Origin of the sequence: Shewanella sp. Actino-trap-3, assembly GCF_002836275.1 — a bacterium.
GTDB lineage: Bacteria > Pseudomonadota > Gammaproteobacteria > Enterobacterales > Shewanellaceae > Shewanella > Shewanella psychromarinicola.
Genome location: NZ_PJCE01000001.1, coordinates 838,286 through 855,060 on the forward strand (window position 1 = coordinate 838,286; position 16,775 = coordinate 855,060).

Consider the following 16,775-nt stretch of genomic DNA (forward strand, 5'->3'; position numbering starts at 1 on the left):
ATAAAGAGGAAAATAAATGCGCTCATTATTTTTAAGAATGCGATTGATCCATTGGGTGGGGGCGATGGCATTGTTTATCAACGCTCTATTTTTTACAGATGGGATTGGTTCTCAAGTGGTTCAATATTTGGTGATGATATTTCTGATTATCCATGACATCGATGAGAAGTATTGGGGCGTTGACGCCCTGAAAAACGTAACCACTTATATGAAAACCTTTGAGAAAAAAGATCTCTCAGTGCCTTGTGAGGTTGATAGTCGCTACAACAGTGAAATAGGCAATGTGCTCGATGTGGTGAATACCTTCCGAGTCAACGTGAATGATGCGCTGGTTGATATTCAGCAGCAAGCCAATACCTCAGATGATATTGCCGAACTACTAAAGCAAAAAGCCCAAAATATTTCGTCAAGAATTCAAGATCAAGATAACCGAGTGGATTACCTAACAGACAGAGTCGATATTTTAGATAGCACATCGGTTTCATTGCGGGATAAAGCTGAAGCAACTCGCCAACAAGTCGAGCGCACCCAATCAGGGTTGATTTCCTCTAATGAACATATGGGAACAATGGCCCAAGGTTTGAATTCATATATTGAAAATAATGACAAATTACACAACAAATTTAACTCACTTTCAGAGCAAACAAAGTCTATCGAAAATGTAGTGATGGTGATCAAAAATCTTGCAGATCAAACTAACTTACTTGCACTTAATGCTGCCATTGAAGCGGCGAGAGCCGGTGAGCATGGACGGGGTTTTGCTGTGGTTGCCGATGAGGTTCGCAATCTTGCGTTTTCTACCCAGAAGAGCCTTGATGAAATTAACCACATTATCGCGGGGATCTCCGATGCGGTCATTGATGCTGGTGATCAGATGAAATCACAGTCAAGTGCGATTACCCGCTTAGCGCAATACACCACTTCCAGTCAAGTCGAATTACAGCAAGCCTGTTCTAATATCGATGAGATCTTAGGGCTTATTGGTCAGGATAAAACTGAAAATAACATTGATATTCAATATATTAATCGGTTGGTCGCTGACGTAGCTGGCGAGATTGACGTGCTTAAAAAACTGTCTAGTTCTAACGCCCATGATTGTAATGATCTTGAGCAGCAAGGACACCGTTTAAGTGACGTGACGGCTCAAATTGTTGAACAACTCGGTGCGTTTAAAACGCGCGCAGCAGGGGCGTAGAATTTGCTCTAATGGATGTCTTGTTGATTTGAGGACGTGAAAATGAGAATGACTAGTTTTACCGACTATAGCTTACGTACGCTGATGTATTTGGCGAGCCTTCCAGAGGGGCAATTAAGTAGCGTTAAGGAGGTTTCTCAGTTATATGGTATTTCCCAAAATAACATGACCAAAGTGGTCCACAAACTTGCTCAACATGGTTATATCCAAACGCTTAGGGGCAAAGGGGGTGGCATTCGGCTAGCAATGTCGCCCGATACCATCAGGATCGGCACCATAGTAACGCTATTTGAAAAAACGATGGATGGTGTAGATTGCTTAAGTTCAGGATGCGTCCTGCAGCCTGCGTGCAAACTAAAGCTGGCGATTATCAAAGCGATGGATAATTTTATCTGCACGTTAAATGAATTTACCTTGGCAGATATGGTCGTCAATAAGCAGGAAATATCTTATCTGTTGCAGCTAGAAACAGCCGAAACAGAATAAACGTGGAAGCGAGTAAACTAACCTTAGTGTTAACTCGTTGGAACATTCCTAGGTGGAAAGTGTGCCGTTAAACGAAAGTACCTATAAAACGATTGTAAAACAATCAACGGATGCAGTGATTATTGCTGACGCAAATGGCAATATCCTTTCTTGGAATGACTGCGCGGAGCAGATCTTTGGTTACACAGAGCAAGAGGTCCTTGGTAAACATGTCCACGAGATTTTACCGACCAAAAAACTGAAGATACGCGCCGATGCATCCTTTGATAAATTCAAAAAAAATAATGATTTTGGGCCTCTTATTGGCAAAGGTATCCATGTTCAAGGGTTAACCAAAGCGGGCAAAGAGGTGCACGTTCATTTTAGTCCTAATGTCACCAAGATTGATGGCGAAACGATTATTTTTGCTTTTATTAGAGATATCTCTGACATCATCACACTGCAAGAGAAGCTGAGACTGCAGTCGACCACGGATGAACTCACCAGCATTCTTAATCGGCGTGCCTTTCTCGAGCAGTTCAAAACTGCCTTTGGTCTGGCGCAGCGTCATCACGAACACTTTTCATTGTTGCTGTTCGATATTGACTACTTTAAAAAAATTAATGATCAATATGGTCACCACGTTGGTGATCGGGTGATACAAGGATTTGCGCATCACATTCAACAAACTATTCGTGATGAGGATATTTTTGGTCGGGTGGGAGGTGAGGAGTTTTACCTTGCACTACCCAGGATCGCGCAATCAGACGCTGAGGTGGTGGCTGAGCGTATTCGAGAGAGTATTGAAGCTATGGTTATCATCACGGAACAATATAGCTTATCAGTGACTACCAGTATCGGTATTGCTAGCTTGCTGGCTGACGATAGCTGTGACTTGATCCAACAGCGCAGTGACGTGGCGCTTTATCGCGCCAAAAATAGTGGTCGTAATTGCGTGAGTGTCTTTGATAGAGATAAGTCGTAACCAGATTTTAGGGGGTAAACCCTATCTAAAGGCCCGTTAAGCGTTCCTATTTCTGGTTCGTTATCTTGAAGGTTCACTTCACTCACCGTTTGCAGAAGTATCTGCACCATTTGGTTGTATGCTGATTTGGTTGACCACATCAGCCACATGCGAGGTGGGGCTGGAGGCTGGAGGTCTCCGGCACCTAGACCTAAGCATGGATTTTCAACGGGCTCGCTGTTACTTCTTGCCGCGTTTACCCAACTCAGTCTCTAGCAAATGAACCATTTGTTCGGTCGCGCTTGTAACCGCTTCCCCAATCGTTTCCGCATGCTGGCTGGTTGCAATTGGACGTTCTCCGGCAAGCCTAACCTCCAGTAAACAGCGCTTGTCCTTACTTCCGGACTTGGCCGAGCTGTTCTCGTCGCTTAAATGTACTTCAATGCGCGTGATCTGATCACTAAAACGGTTTAGATCTGATCTTAAAATATCTTCGACACTTTGAGCAAGTGCATGTTGTCCGGATATGTTGTTATCTGTATTGATCTGGATTTGCATGACAATGTTTTCCTGTAATGTGAATTTACGCTAGGCCTAACATCTGTATAGCGCGCATGTGCGATTTTCAATCCGATGATGTCAATTCGCACAATGCTAAACACTTGACATTATAGAACGTTTTTATGACACGCAAGTATAAACCCAGGTAATTTAACCCTTATGTACCAAAAATAAGCATAAAATGAGAAAAACGGCCTAGATTACAAATAGACAAGATTTACCAATGCACACTTTACCGCTGTTAAATACAATAGAAGGGGGATGTCGGTCAGTTTCATCGAACGGTGGCAGAAGCCTTTAGCCATTGGTTTCGTTATAAAAAATTCAAAGCGATGCGTTAGGGCTAACCCAAAATACCCATTTGCAAGGGGCATTAAATGAGTTAGCTCGTAGGCGTGAATTCAAGCCATATTGATATCAAGAGATAGGCTAGCGGGGGATACGATATCGCCTGCAGCACTCAGCCAGCTTTAAGCTGGGGCTGTGTGGCTGCGATGTTGTTAACAAGCTAAACCCATCTCTTAATCCGAGCCGAGTAATGGCTCTTTTACACTAACACTTGGCGCGTATTGGCAATATAGTGATGGATCTGAGCCTCTGTTTTTGTGTCAATCATCACTTCTGGTCGACGGTGTTCTGGGCAAGGCATGCGTGGTGTGGTGCCAAATACTCGGCATATCAATGGTCGCTCCTCATACACCTCGCATCCATTAGGGCCCAAGTACACACAGTTCCACTCTTTTAATGCGGCTTCATGCTGGGCATTGGTTTTAAAGGGTAGGCGAGCCATTTCTTCTGAAGAGGTTGTGACTGGGCCGCAACAATCGTGACAACCAGGCTTGCATTCAAATGACGGAATGCGCTCGCGCAGTAGATCGACTATCTCTATGTTATTTTTCATTAATACCTAACTTTTGTGTATACATAGCATGGGGTTGAAATCATGAGCTGACACTCCTTTGCAGTAAGGTCAGCGCTCATCATTTGCTGTTATCAAAGATTAACGGACTGAGTATGTTAACCCTCAGCTCGATTAACATCTGCTAAGCGGGTTACAAACCTTGCTGATACTGGGCGTTAGTCGAGATGGTCACCAGTTGATTAAGCTCAACTTTAGCATCTACAACGCCTTTAAGGACGTTTTCAAAGTGACTGACCAGTTGTACTTTATCGATTTCAGCTTTTGAACCTGATCCAATGTTGGTGAGGTCGATAAAGAACTCATCAAATAAGTGGGATAAGTCTTCAACGGCTTCGATGTTTAAAAACTGTTCGTGGTTATAGATGCTCGGATAGCCGCCTTTTTGTTTGTCTACCGCAAATGAAATGCCTTTGACGTTAGTGATGGTGGTGGCTTTTTCACATTTAAGCATGCAGCCATCTTCAATGCTGGGCTTATTACAGCCTACGGTTTGTTGGAAAAAGCATTGTCTGCTGGTCATCATCAAAATGGGGTGATAAATGCTGTAAAGCAGTTTAAAGTTTTCTGGCCTGGCGATGTTTTTAATTTGATTGCGGTTAATTTCATTAGAAATAAACGCGCCAGCACAATTAAGCTGTTCTTGTAGCGTTAGCAAGGCATAAGAATTGGTGGTGTTTAAAAACGGCCCCGCAATCCATTCGATGTCCATTTCATAGGCTTTAAACGCGACGCCGGTGTTGTTTGTGACAATACGCTTAGGCTTTACTACTTCTAATACTCTAACTGCTTCAAGGTAATCTTTGCCAATAAGTACTGCTGGAAACCACGGAATAAGCCTTGGGTTACGCAAGAATATGTCGATGTACTTGTTGTCGTTTTTCTTAAAGCTTTCTGGCAACTTGAAATAAATATCGGCGTCAGTGACATCGCACAAGTTAACGTCTTTTTCGTCGCTGATCAGCAAAGACAGTGTCGGGATCTCGGTCACTTTTGGGTGTTTAGTCAACTTAGGTAAGGTTACTGCGCCAATGTATTCTCTTTGAGTTAGCTGCAATAACAGTTGGTTTTTAAGCTGAGTTAATTGGCTAAACGGCAGGTTTAAATCGGCGTCTAAGTCGTCAAAATTGAACATTTGTAACAAATAGCCGCTGCTTTTAAGGCTTTTAAAGCGTTTTTCGATAGCCGCTTCATCAATGCGAGACTCTGTTGCTTTAGTTAACGTGATCGCTGAGTTAATTACAAAATGTTGTTCTGGGGTGCTAACCGTTATCGACAACGGTTGATCCACTTGGCCGGAAAACGCCAGTGCTAGCGTTGGTTTGGCAATGCTTAAGTGATTAATTTTTTCAGCGACCAGTTCAACAATGGCGTTTTTATCTGACGACAATGTGTGTTGTGCGGCTTCAATTTGCACTACAGATATCGCGTTACTCTTATCGTTAGCATGCTTAAAGCTGTTATCGCGCGGGTTATCGATAAACATGTCTTTGGTGAGATTACCCTTTAAAAATGAGTTGGTAAAATCACGGTTAAACACTTTATGTAAGTTCGAGTCATCGGCTAATAATTTACCTGTATCGATAAATTTATCAATCTGCTTGCGCCAGCTATCGACCACGGTATGCACATATTGTGCACCTTTAATGCGGCCTTCAATTTTAAGTGAGTCAACACCAGCATCGACTAATTCTGGTAAATCAAAGTAGGCTGAGTTGTCTTTTAAGTTCAAAGGGAACTTGTTGCCAGTGGCGGTAATTTCATATTCATCACGACACGCTTGGCTGCAACGACCACGGTTACCTGAATTGCCGACACTGACTGAACTTGAATAACATTGGCCAGAAAAGGCAATACATAATGCGCCGTGAACAAAGACTTCAGTGAGAACATCGTGATCATGGGCCAAGGTGGTGAGACTTTTAATTTCGCCAAGGTTTAGCTCACGCGATAAGTTTACTCGAGTGGCGCCTATTTTAGCTAAAAAGCCAATTTGGCCTTCGTTATGGGTTGTTAGCTGAGTCGATGCATGAATTGCTAAGCTCGGAAAATGTTTGCTGAACAAATTAAACAAACCTAAGTCTTGTACAATAATGCCATCTATACCGGTATTAACCAGTTGATTGAGTAATTTAACCAATGTAGGAATTTCGTTTTCAAGAATAACGATATTCATAGTGAGAAACACTTCACACTGGTATTGGTGAGCAAGTGCGATAACACCAATTAAGTCATCGAAGGAGAGGTTGGCTGCACGGTTGCGGGCGTTAAAGGTATCTAAGCCACAATAAACGGCGTTTGCACCGGCAATAATCGCAGCTTTGATCGCATCGACATCTCCACCGGGTGCCAATAATTCGATTTTTCTATTCATGATATTTTCGCTATTTTAGGACGTTAATTATTAATTTAGACAGTAATTTTACGTGTATTTTTTGCTGATTGCTATTCATTAGCTTATCCGATTATATCAGTCATCACCAAGGTGAATTAAACGTAAAAGGCCTTCATTTATGCTTAACTACGCCACAAATGAAGGCCTTATATTACTAATCTAGTACCCATTACCTAATGCGCAAACGTTGATATTAACTTCTTGCTTCTGCTTCAGCTTGACTTGTAAGATACTCGTTAAAAGTGCCATGAAAGTTAATCAATTTTTTGTCTTTTACATCAATAATACGTGTTGCCAGTGATGACACGAATTCACGGTCATGGCTGACAAATATCAATGTGCCTTCAAATAATTTCAACGCTTGGTTTAGCGCTTCAATTGCTTCCATATCCATGTGGTTGGTTGGCTCATCCATTACCAGAACGTTAATATCCATCATCATTAACTTACCGAATAATAAGCGATTTTTTTCACCACCAGAACAGTTGCGTACTTTTTTGTTGGCATCATCATCAGTAAATAATAACCGACCTAACATGCCTCGAACCATTAAATCATTGTGCTTTGGTGTGCGCCACAATGACATCCAATCAAATAAAGTCATGTCATTATCGAAGTCGGCAGTGCTGTCCTGTGGGCAATAACCAATCGCAGCATTTTCAGACCATTTAATCCGGCCATGATTATGATCTAATTCATTAACCAAACAGCGTAGCAGGGTGGTTTTACCCACGCCGTTTTCACCAATAATCGCCAGTTTTGAACCGGCATCTAAAATAAGGTCGCCGTGTTCAAATAATACTTCATCAAAACCGTGGGACAGTTCCTCAAGCACTAATGCTTGGCGATGCAGTTTTTTGCATTCGGGAAAACGGATTGATGGGGTAATACGACTAGATGATTTAACATCATCTAATTTAATTTTATCCATCTTTTTAGCACGAGAGCTGGCTTGTTTCGCTTTGGATGCGTTGGCACCAAAGCGGTTAACGAAGTCTTGCAGTTCGGCCACTTCAGCCGTTTTCTTGGCGTTACCGGCTAAAAGTTGCTCACGGATTAAACCTGATTGAGCAATGAAATATTCGTAGTTACCTGGATAAACTCGTAATTCGCCGTAATCGATATCTGCCATATGGGTACAAACAGAGTTTAAAAAATGTCTGTCATGGGAGATGATGATCATGGTGCATTTACGTTTGTTTAACTCGGTTGCTAACCAACTAATGGTATGAATATCCAAGTTGTTGGTGGGTTCGTCGAGTAACAAGATGTCTGGGTTAGCGAATAAAGCCTGCGCTAATAGCACGCGCAATTTCCAACCAGGGGCAACCTGTTGCATTAAACCAAAATGAAATGATTCATCGATGCCGGCTTCTAATAAGATTTCACCTGCACGACTTTCGGCGCTGTAACCATCCATTTCGGCGAACTGGCTTTCTAAATCACCGACGCGCATACCATCTTCATCGGTCATTTCAGCTTTAGCATAAATGTTGTCACGTTCTTGCTTAACTTTCCAAAGCCCTACATCGCCCATGATCACCGCATCAACTACGCTATATTGCTCAAATGCGAATTGATCTTGACTAAGAGTACCGACTTTAAAGCCTGGCGTAATCGACACATTTCCTGATGTTGGGGTAAGCTCGCCACTCAAGATTTTCATGAACGTGGACTTGCCACAGCCATTTGCGCCGATTAAACCGTAACGGTTACCGTGACCAAATTGAGCCGAGATGTTTTCAAATAATGGCTCAGGGCCAAACTGCATGGTGATATTAGCGGTAGAAATCAAAGCAATGTTCCAACTGTGTACTAACTGAATATTTATCAACAAAAGGCAAGTAAACAGCCGTGTGAGAATAAGACAGACGTGAGTATATTAAGTAAATAGGCCGCGGATTATACAGGTTAGGGTTAATTTGTCGATTTATAATCTGCTAATATTATCCACTATAGTGTTAGTTACTCCGATTACCTTTACCTAGCGTTAAAAAGTGATGACGAACATGACTCTTTTGACGATTGAGGGATAACACTTGACCGCGGTCTGGCGCGCGTTTATAGCATGGTGCTGTATATAAAAAGCGATGTTAATTAGAGATTAACATCGCTTTTTCATTTATCTACCAAGTAACCGTGGCTAATTAACTTGCTATTGATAAGTCTGATTCTGCCGCAGCCAACAGGGCAAATTCTTCATCAGCACTTTTAGCAACTAAATGCTTGGCGCTATAGCCAAAGTAATAGGCTGCACCAATTGCAAATAACACCATAGTGAATAGAAACGCCCGTGGATCGAATGCGTATACGCCAGTGAGTGCAATTAACGACAACACTAAAGCAATGCCCGAAGTAAAAATACCGCCTGGGGTTTTGTATGGACGAGGCATATCGGGTTGCTTGAAGCGCAGTAAAATGTGGCTAAGCGCCATTAATGCATACGATACAGTGGCACCGACAACTGCCATGGCGAGCATTAAATCACCTTCGCCACTCAGTGAGGCAATAAAACCAAATATTGCGGGGACGATTAATGCGCGCGCAGGTACCTTGCGTGAAGTCGTAATGGATAATGAACGAGGTAAATATCCGGCACGTGATAACGCAAATACTAAGCGGCTATAACCATAAATAATTGAGAAAAATGAAGCAACTAGACCTGCCAAACCTAAAATATTTACTATGGTAGCCAAGCTGTGATTACCGGTAGCATTCAGTGCATCAACTAATGGTACCGCACTGGCACCCATGGCTGCAGCACCGCCAGCACCAGGGACTAGTACCACAACCAAGAGTGCAGTAAAGAGTAAAAATATCATTGCCCCAATAATGCCTTTTGGCACATCTTTGGCTGGATCTTTCGCTTCTTCTGCTGCTAATGGTACACCTTCAACGGCTAAAAATAACCACATTGCAAACGGCAATGCAGCCCAAACGCCGTACCATCCTAGAGGTAAAAACTCACTTGCACCTGCCGCTTCTGTCACTGCAACATCATATAAGCGTGATGCATCAAAGTTACCGATCAGCACGACTGCAGTCGCAATGATAGCCAATACCGCTAACCCACTGATCACCATCATTACTTTAAGTGCTTCACCGACACCGGCTAGATGAATACCCACAAAAACAATATAGAATAATGCATAGACCCAAGGACCATTAAACCCCAATAATTCTTGCACTGCAGAGCCAATAAAAATCACAATGGCAGCAGGCGCCAGCGCATATTCAATTAACACCGCAAGTCCGGTTAAATAACCGCCGGCGGGGCCCATGGCTTGACGAGCAAAACTATAACCGCCGCCGGCAGCAGGTATTGCCGCTGACATTTCAGCTAAAGACAGTACTAAGGCTAAATACATGATGGCCATTAAGACAGCTGCAATGGCAAATCCGCCCCAGCCAGCTTCGGCTATACCAAAGTTCCACCCGGCGAAGTCTCCAGATATAACGTACGACACTCCTAAACCGGCGAGTAAAACCCACCCTGCAGTGCCGCTTTTTAATTGCCTTTTGGCAAGATACTCTTTGTTGTTCTCAGACATGATTGTTTTCTCCGTTGGTAGTTAACCTCAGCACGGGTAGTAAACGGTTATCGAACAGGTAAAATATTCTGATTAGGTTTACTTATCCCATCTCTTAAACCGAGTTGAGGTTATTTAGTTTTAATATGTGTTATTCCGCGATTAAAAAGTTTTTGGTTTGTTGATGGTGTTCAATCACATCGTCTTGAGTGCGATCCTTTAAATTGACTCCCGTTAGCTTGATTTTTTGGGCTTGTGTTAATAGATAAACCGCACGTTTGGCTGCTTCGCTATAAAGCAAACCTGCAGGGCGGATGTTCGAAATACAATTTCGACTCGCATCGTTGAGTCCTGTTTTAGGTGCCCAAGTAAGATATAACCCAAGGCTGTCAGGTGAACTTAGCCCCGGCCGCTCGCCTATTAGCACCATCACAATTTGGGCATTTAGCAGCTGACCAATATCATCGCCTATGGCGACACGTCCTTGTTCAACCAAGGTTATTGGGGCTATTTTCCATGGTGTGTCTTGCTGGTTAAGCAGCGTTAATAACTCGGTTATAAATGGTTGGGCATTATTCTGTACCGCCAGTGATGACAAACCATCGACCACCACAATGGCGAGATCGTATTGGCTGTGGGTCGCTTGACCTTGGTTATCCATGTGGGTTAACAACGTTTTGCGACCACTGTCGGCGAGTTTTCTGCCAAGATCTGGGCGTTGTAAATAGGTAATGCGGTCTTTTGCCTGACTGCTGACCTTTATGGGCGTGGCAAGGTTAATCAGTGATGGGATACTGGCTAGTTGCTCAACCAGTGCATCAATGTCGAGCGGAAAGTTTACCGCGTCGCGTGCTTGCGCATGAGACAATTGAAACGCTAACAACTCAGATGTGGGTAGACTAATGCCCGCTCTGCCAAGGCCTATGCGGGCATCGGTAAAACGGCGAAGATCGCGCCATGGATTGGACACCACAGTGCCATTAGCGAGATGTGATAGGGCTGCACCGACGGCATTATTGGTCTGTTTTACACAAGGTGTGCTCATTAGCGGCCTCCTTGCAGTGCATACAATGGCTTAGAAAATGCGCTCGGTAGCGTGCTCGATAACACACAATCAGTGCTATTTTTCATGATGTTCATTTTTGTTAGCCACTGCTCAAACTCGGGGGCCGGACGGGAACCCAATACTCGGCGGACATATAAAGCATCATGAAATGATGTGGTTTGATAATTAAGCATGATGTCATCTGAGCCGGGGATCCCCATTACAAACGAACATCCTGCAACGCCTAACAAGGTGAGTAGATTGTCCATGTCGTTTTGGTCGGCTTCGGCATGGTTGGTGTAGCAAACATCACAGCCCATTGGCACACCGAGTAACTTGGCGCAGAAATGATCTTCAAGTCCTGCCCGGGTAATTTCTTTACCATCAAATAAATATTCAGGACCAATAAAGCCAACAACTGTGTTGACCAGTAATGGATTAAACTTGCGTGCGACGGCATAGGCTCTGGCTTCACAGGTTTGTTGATCTAATCCATGATGTGCATTGGCCGACAACGAGCTGCCTTGGCCCGTTTCAAAATACATCACGTTATTGCCAACGGAGCCTCTATTTAGGCTTAATGCCGCATCTTGGGCCTCTGCTAAGGTATTTAAATTAAAACCGAAACTGCTATTGGTGGCTTCTGTTCCACCTATAGATTGAAACACCAAATCGACCGGTGCACCTGCTTCAATACATTCAATGGTGTTGGTCACATGAGTTAGCACGCAGCTTTGGGTTGGTATTTGATATTTTTGGATCACGTCATCCATTAATTTCATCAGCTTAATGGCTTGTGCAACGTTGTCTGTAGCAGGGTTGATGCCAATAACGGCGTCGCCATTGCCATACAACAAACCGTCAAGTATCGAAGCTGCGATACCGTTAATATCGTCGGTAGGGTGGTTAGGTTGTAATCGGGTCGATAAGTGGCCGGGTAAGCCAATGGTATTTCTGAACGCGGTGGTAACATGGCATTTTTTAGCCACAAGAATAAGATCTTGATTGCGCATTATTTTACTGACAGCGGCAGCCATTTCTGGGGTTATGCCCATTTTTACTGCGGCTAATACCTGTGGTGTTGCGTAGTCACTTAACAGCCAATTACGAAAATCCCCTACGGTTAAATGGCTAATATAAGCAAATGCCTGAGTATCATGTTCGTCGAAAATTAACCGAGTCACTTCATCTGTTTCATAGGGAATAAGCGCTTCATTGAGGAAGGTTTTCAATGGCACATCTGCAAGTGTCATTTGAGCTACGGCCCGCTCGCGCGCTGATTGTGCAATGACTCCCGCTAAGCGATCGCCCGAACGTTGTGGCGTCGCTTTCGCCATTAACTCGGCCAGACTTTTAAATTGGTATGTTTGGCTACCTAAAATGTAGCGATACGATTGACTCATGAATTGACCTCATACATCACCGAAGTAAAAACCTTGGTACAGGTTTTGCTGTTTGCTAAGTGATAAATTAATTTCATATATCGTTAACAAAGCTTAATTTGTACCAAGTGACTATCAAGTTTTGGCAAAGTCATTTTTTACTAACTATATCAGCAAGGTAAAATATTTTTTATTGCAGATCTTGTGTGGGAATAGCGAATTCATTGCGAAAAGGGGCGACCGATGAAGCACCATATTAATCAGCGCGCACCACAAAAGAGCGTTGTGTACACTAATGACATCGATGAGCAAGCGCATAATTTAACCCAATGGCAGCAAGTATATGATCAGGTCAGTAATGGCAGTTTTTACGGTTGTATTGAAGGCCTTGATTATCCAGACGCGCATTTATTCAAAGAGTTTACTCAGCGGGCATTAAGGCAGCAGTGTCATATAGCCCCCAATTCTATTTGGTTGGGCATTCCGCGTAGTTCAGCACAAAGTAAAATAAATGGCTTACAAGTGGATACTCATCAGTTGATGTGTCGAAATAGTGATTGTGATTTTGAGCTCATCACCCCAGAGCAGTTTACGATTTATGGCGTGGTGATTAATCAACACACCTTATACACCATGGCGGATATACAAGGGCTGTCGTTGAAAAACATGTCGACGCGTGGGGCAGAACGAATTGCTTGTAACCCAATATTACTTAATCAAACTCGTTTGATGATTGAAAAAATTATGAATTACAGCGAACTAGGTTTACCCATTGAGTTACAGCAAGACATGTTAAGCACATTAACCCTTAACTTATTAAGCCAACAATCGTCAACACAAACCGTGGCGCCGAGTTATCAACATCGTCTGGCCGTGGTTGAAAAAGTCAAAGCCTTTATTGATGACCATCCGCAACAAGCGGTGACCATAACCCAGCTTTGTGAGCTCACTTTTGTCAGCCGCCGCACCTTACAGTACAGTTTTGAGAGTATTTTAGGCATTAATCCATTGCGTTTTCTACGCTTAACCCGTTTAAATAATGTGCGCCGAGAGCTGAAACAACCAGGGCAAGAGACTCCCATTGCGGTGATTGCGGCTAATTGGGGCTTTTGGCACCCAGGGCAATTCACCAAAGATTACACCCAACTATTTGGTGAAAATCCGTCGCATACCCTTAAACGTTGCGTATGAACCTAATCGGTTAGTGAGGCGTATAGCGCTTATTAAGGTGATGAATGGATCATCATCGACTAAGATACATTATTGACAAAACATTAACCGAAGAGGGAACTCACATGCAGCAAAAATCAAACAATGCCATTCCACAACAAGCCTTTGATTGGTATGACTCATATGCTCATGGCGGAATGGATCGTCGCACGTTTATCACTAAGTTGGGGTCACTTGTCGCACTGGGTTATTCGATGACGGTGCTAACATCTGCTTTACTGCCCAATTACGCTCAAGCTGAACAAATTTCATTTAACGATGCCGACATTAAAGCCACTTACGCCCAATTTGATTCACCATTAGGGCATGGCAAAGGCCAAGGCCAAGGGTATTTAGTCGAACCAACACATAAAAGCGGTTTATTGCCGGTTGTGTTAGTGATCCATGAAAACCGCGGCTTAAACCCATACATTAAAGATGTTGCCAGACGTTTAGCAAAAGCGGGCTTTATCGCTTTTGCGCCCGATGCTTTGTTTTCACTGGGTGGATACCCTGGTAACGATGATGAAGGGCGTCAGATGCAAAGCTCGTTAGACAGAAGTAAGATTGAGCAAGACTTTGTTGCCGCGGGACAATTTTTAAAGGCGCATAAACAAAGTAATGGCAAGCTCGGTGCGGTTGGGTTTTGCTTTGGCGGTTATATCGTAAATTTTTTAGCAGCGGTTGACGCTAACTTGATCCAAGCTGGGGTTCCTTTTTACGGCACGCCAGCGGCGAAAGCATTAAGACACAATATTAAGGCACCCTTGTTAATTCAACTTGCTGAGTTAGATGAAAGAGTCAACAACACTTGGCCTGAATATGAACAAGATTTAATAGCGTTTAATGTGCCGTATCAAATGCACATGTATAAAAATGCTAATCATGGATTTCATAATGATTCAACTGGCCGATATGATGAAGTTAACGCTGAGCTTGCGTGGCAACGGACGTTAGCTTTTTTTAATCAACACATCAGTTAATGCCTCATTGCAGATAAGGTCATAAAGGTCAAAAGACTATTATTGTTTTATTGACCTTGATGATAGGATTTGTTATCTGCATATAATAAATAACTTCTAATTATCAAGATTTTAGTGGTAAATGTGAACATTTATTATTGTCTATTATGTAATGGTAATTTTGGTGTTTGATGCTGCAATAATCATTTTGTTTCTAAGCCATTTATTCGCGGGTTCTTTGTCGACATTAACATGCCAATATAAATGGACCCCAATATCGGGTAATGCCACCGGCATTGGGTGAATGGCAATATCGAGCATCTGACTGTACATTGCGGCGGCTGTTTTCGGCAACGTCAGTAACATATCGTTATTTAAGATCACTCTACACGCAGATAGGGCATGCTGACAGCGTAATGATATTTTACGGTGTAAGCCTATGCGAGAGAGCTCAAAGTCTTCCAATCCCGGGCCGATCGATCTAGACGATACTAATATATGTTCGAGGTGCAAGTACGTTTTTAAATCGAGTTTTTCAGCAATAGCGGGGTGGTTCTTACGTGAAATAACAACCAGTTGGTCTACTTCTAATTGCGTATGTAAAATATTATTGCTGACAGGGATCAAGGTATCAATGGCCAAATCAATGTCACCACTGGCTAATTTATTTTCCAGTTCCGTTCGTCTTACCCTTTTATTACTGCGTAAATTTATTGCCGGTGATTCTAGCGATAAGCTTTGTTGCAGTATCGGTAAATAGTAGGGTTCTAAAGATCCATGTAATGACAGTGAAAAGCTTTTTCGTGAGGTTAATGGTTCAAATTGTCTTGATTGTACTAAGCAAACTTGCAATTGATGTAATGCTTCTCGAACATCATCAATGACGTTTTTAGCCACTGGGGTTGGCCTCATTTCATTGCCTTGTCTGATGAACAATGCATCGTCAAAATGGGTACGCAATTTTCCTAATGAATGGCTCACCGCAGGTTGCGATAAATTTAATACCGAAGCCGCTTTAGTGATATTTCCTTCGCAATATATTGCATCGAAAACCACAAACAAATTCAAATCAATTTTCATGCTCACTCCTGTGATCTCATGATGAATGTTGAGACAACCTCAATTCATTAGTACTATTAAAATTATAAATAGTAGGGTATTAGAACTATTCATTTGTTCAATTTAGATGTTGGCATTAGCATAGTCAAGTAGATTCGACATAGGGCAAAATTATGTTGAGAAGAGAGTTATATGCATTCAATACATGTGCGGATGTGGCTACTTAGCTTGTAAGTGTTAAATTTAAAACTCATTTAAACAGTGAGTTATCTTTATTTAGAATTGAATCATCATTTTTATTACGTTAGAGGCGCCATATGGCAGCAATTTATTTGATTCGACACGGGCAAGCCTCTTTTGGTAGTACTGATTACGATCAATTATCAGACAAAGGTAGCCAACAAGCGACCTTACTAGGTGAATATTGGCGTTCAAGAGTGGCCCCCAGCAAGTTTTATTGTGGTGATTTATTGCGTCACGGCCAAACATTAACCAACTTTGTCAATGGATATCAAGGGCCAACAACACCGATGGTTATCCACTCGGGTTTCAACGAATTTGATCATGTCGACATTTTGCAGAAATACAATGTTCAGTGGCAAAACTTCGCCCAAATGAGTCAAGAAATTAATCAACAAAACCAGCCAAACAAAGCGCTGCAAAAAGAGTTTTATCAAGCACTCCATCGCTGGATATCGGGCGACAAAGATGATGAATATAAAGAAAGTTGGCCACAGTTTCAGGCGCGCTGTATCCGAGCACTGCAAAATATCATTGAACAAGAACTCGCCAGAAAACGTGAGTTTAGTGCCGTAGTAAGTGGCACTAAAAAATCAAAAGACATTTTAGTGTTTACTTCAGGCGGTACGATTTCAGTCATCATTCAACACATATTGAAATTAACCGATCAACAAACATTAGCGATTAATCAACAGACCAGAAATACCAGTGTGACTAGACTGCTGTTTTCAGAAAACATGTTGAGTGTGGATTATTTCAATAACTATAGTCATTTAGAGCAGGCGGGCGATGATTGGATAACCTTTAAGTAATGTTGAATACAGATTAGGGTCATATCCAGTTGCGGTC

At 42.6% G+C, this 16,775-nt stretch carries 14 protein-coding genes; 6 read left to right on the forward strand and 8 right to left on the reverse strand.

Annotated elements, in window-relative coordinates; translation table 11 throughout:
• The first annotated feature begins 16 nt into the window (after positions 1-16).
• From CXF80_RS03570 to CXF80_RS03580, 3 genes are all read left to right on the forward strand, one after another.
• Entirely contained in the window at positions 17-1,195 is a 1,179-nt protein-coding gene (locus CXF80_RS03570) for a methyl-accepting chemotaxis protein (RefSeq protein ID WP_101031302.1), read from the forward strand.
• A gap of 42 nt (positions 1,196-1,237) precedes the next feature.
• Positions 1,238-1,681, forward strand: a complete 444-nt coding sequence (locus CXF80_RS03575; RefSeq protein ID WP_101031304.1) for an Rrf2 family transcriptional regulator — start codon at positions 1,238-1,240, stop codon at positions 1,679-1,681.
• A gap of 61 nt (positions 1,682-1,742) precedes the next feature.
• Positions 1,743-2,645 (forward strand): sensor domain-containing diguanylate cyclase, encoded by a 903-nt coding sequence (locus CXF80_RS03580; RefSeq protein WP_198554726.1) that lies wholly within the window; start codon positions 1,743-1,745, stop codon positions 2,643-2,645.
• Positions 2,646-2,864: 219 nt separating this feature from the next.
• On the opposite strand, the gene CXF80_RS03585 is transcribed toward CXF80_RS03580, so the two are convergent.
• From CXF80_RS03585 to CXF80_RS03615, 7 genes are all read right to left on the reverse strand, one after another.
• Complete coding sequence (locus tag CXF80_RS03585; protein WP_101031308.1) at positions 2,865-3,182, reverse strand: HPF/RaiA family ribosome-associated protein; 318 nt, start codon at positions 3,180-3,182, stop codon at positions 2,865-2,867.
• Positions 3,183-3,732: 550 nt separating this feature from the next.
• Positions 3,733-4,086, reverse strand: a complete 354-nt coding sequence (locus CXF80_RS03590) for a YkgJ family cysteine cluster protein (RefSeq protein WP_101031310.1) — start codon at positions 4,084-4,086, stop codon at positions 3,733-3,735.
• 151 nt (positions 4,087-4,237) lie between these two features.
• Entirely contained in the window at positions 4,238-6,478 is a 2,241-nt protein-coding gene (locus CXF80_RS03595; RefSeq protein ID WP_101031312.1) for a peptidase U32 family protein, read from the reverse strand.
• Positions 6,479-6,692: 214 nt separating this feature from the next.
• A complete protein-coding gene (locus CXF80_RS03600; RefSeq protein WP_101031314.1) occupies positions 6,693-8,294 on the reverse strand; it encodes an ABC-F family ATPase in 1,602 nt (533 codons plus the stop codon).
• A 352-nt stretch (positions 8,295-8,646) separates the two neighbouring features.
• Positions 8,647-10,050 (reverse strand): ethanolamine permease, encoded by a 1,404-nt coding sequence (gene eat, locus CXF80_RS03605; RefSeq protein WP_101031316.1) that lies wholly within the window; start codon positions 10,048-10,050, stop codon positions 8,647-8,649.
• Positions 10,051-10,180: 130 nt separating this feature from the next.
• Positions 10,181-11,074, reverse strand: coding sequence for an ethanolamine ammonia-lyase subunit EutC (gene eutC, locus CXF80_RS03610; RefSeq protein WP_101031318.1), 894 nt, complete (start codon positions 11,072-11,074; stop codon positions 10,181-10,183).
• Complete coding sequence (locus tag CXF80_RS03615) at positions 11,074-12,477, reverse strand: ethanolamine ammonia-lyase subunit EutB (protein ID WP_101031320.1); 1,404 nt, start codon at positions 12,475-12,477, stop codon at positions 11,074-11,076. Before CXF80_RS03615 ends, eutC begins: the two co-directional genes overlap by 1 nt.
• A 222-nt stretch (positions 12,478-12,699) precedes the next feature.
• Between CXF80_RS03615 and CXF80_RS03620 the strand changes: the two genes are divergently transcribed.
• On the forward strand, positions 12,700-13,647 hold the full coding sequence (locus tag CXF80_RS03620; protein WP_101031322.1) for a helix-turn-helix domain-containing protein: 948 nt from the start codon (positions 12,700-12,702) through the stop codon (positions 13,645-13,647).
• Positions 13,648-13,751: 104 nt separating this feature from the next.
• Entirely contained in the window at positions 13,752-14,648 is an 897-nt protein-coding gene (locus CXF80_RS03625) for a dienelactone hydrolase family protein (RefSeq protein WP_101034666.1), read from the forward strand.
• A gap of 144 nt (positions 14,649-14,792) precedes the next feature.
• On the opposite strand, the gene CXF80_RS03630 is transcribed toward CXF80_RS03625, so the two are convergent.
• Positions 14,793-15,707, reverse strand: coding sequence for a LysR family transcriptional regulator (locus CXF80_RS03630; protein WP_101031324.1), 915 nt, complete (start codon positions 15,705-15,707; stop codon positions 14,793-14,795).
• Between the two features lie 296 nt (positions 15,708-16,003).
• Here CXF80_RS03630 and CXF80_RS03635 point away from each other — a divergent pair, with 296 nt between their 5' ends.
• Entirely contained in the window at positions 16,004-16,738 is a 735-nt protein-coding gene (locus tag CXF80_RS03635) for a histidine phosphatase family protein (protein ID WP_101031326.1), read from the forward strand.
• Positions 16,739-16,775 lie beyond the last annotated feature (37 nt).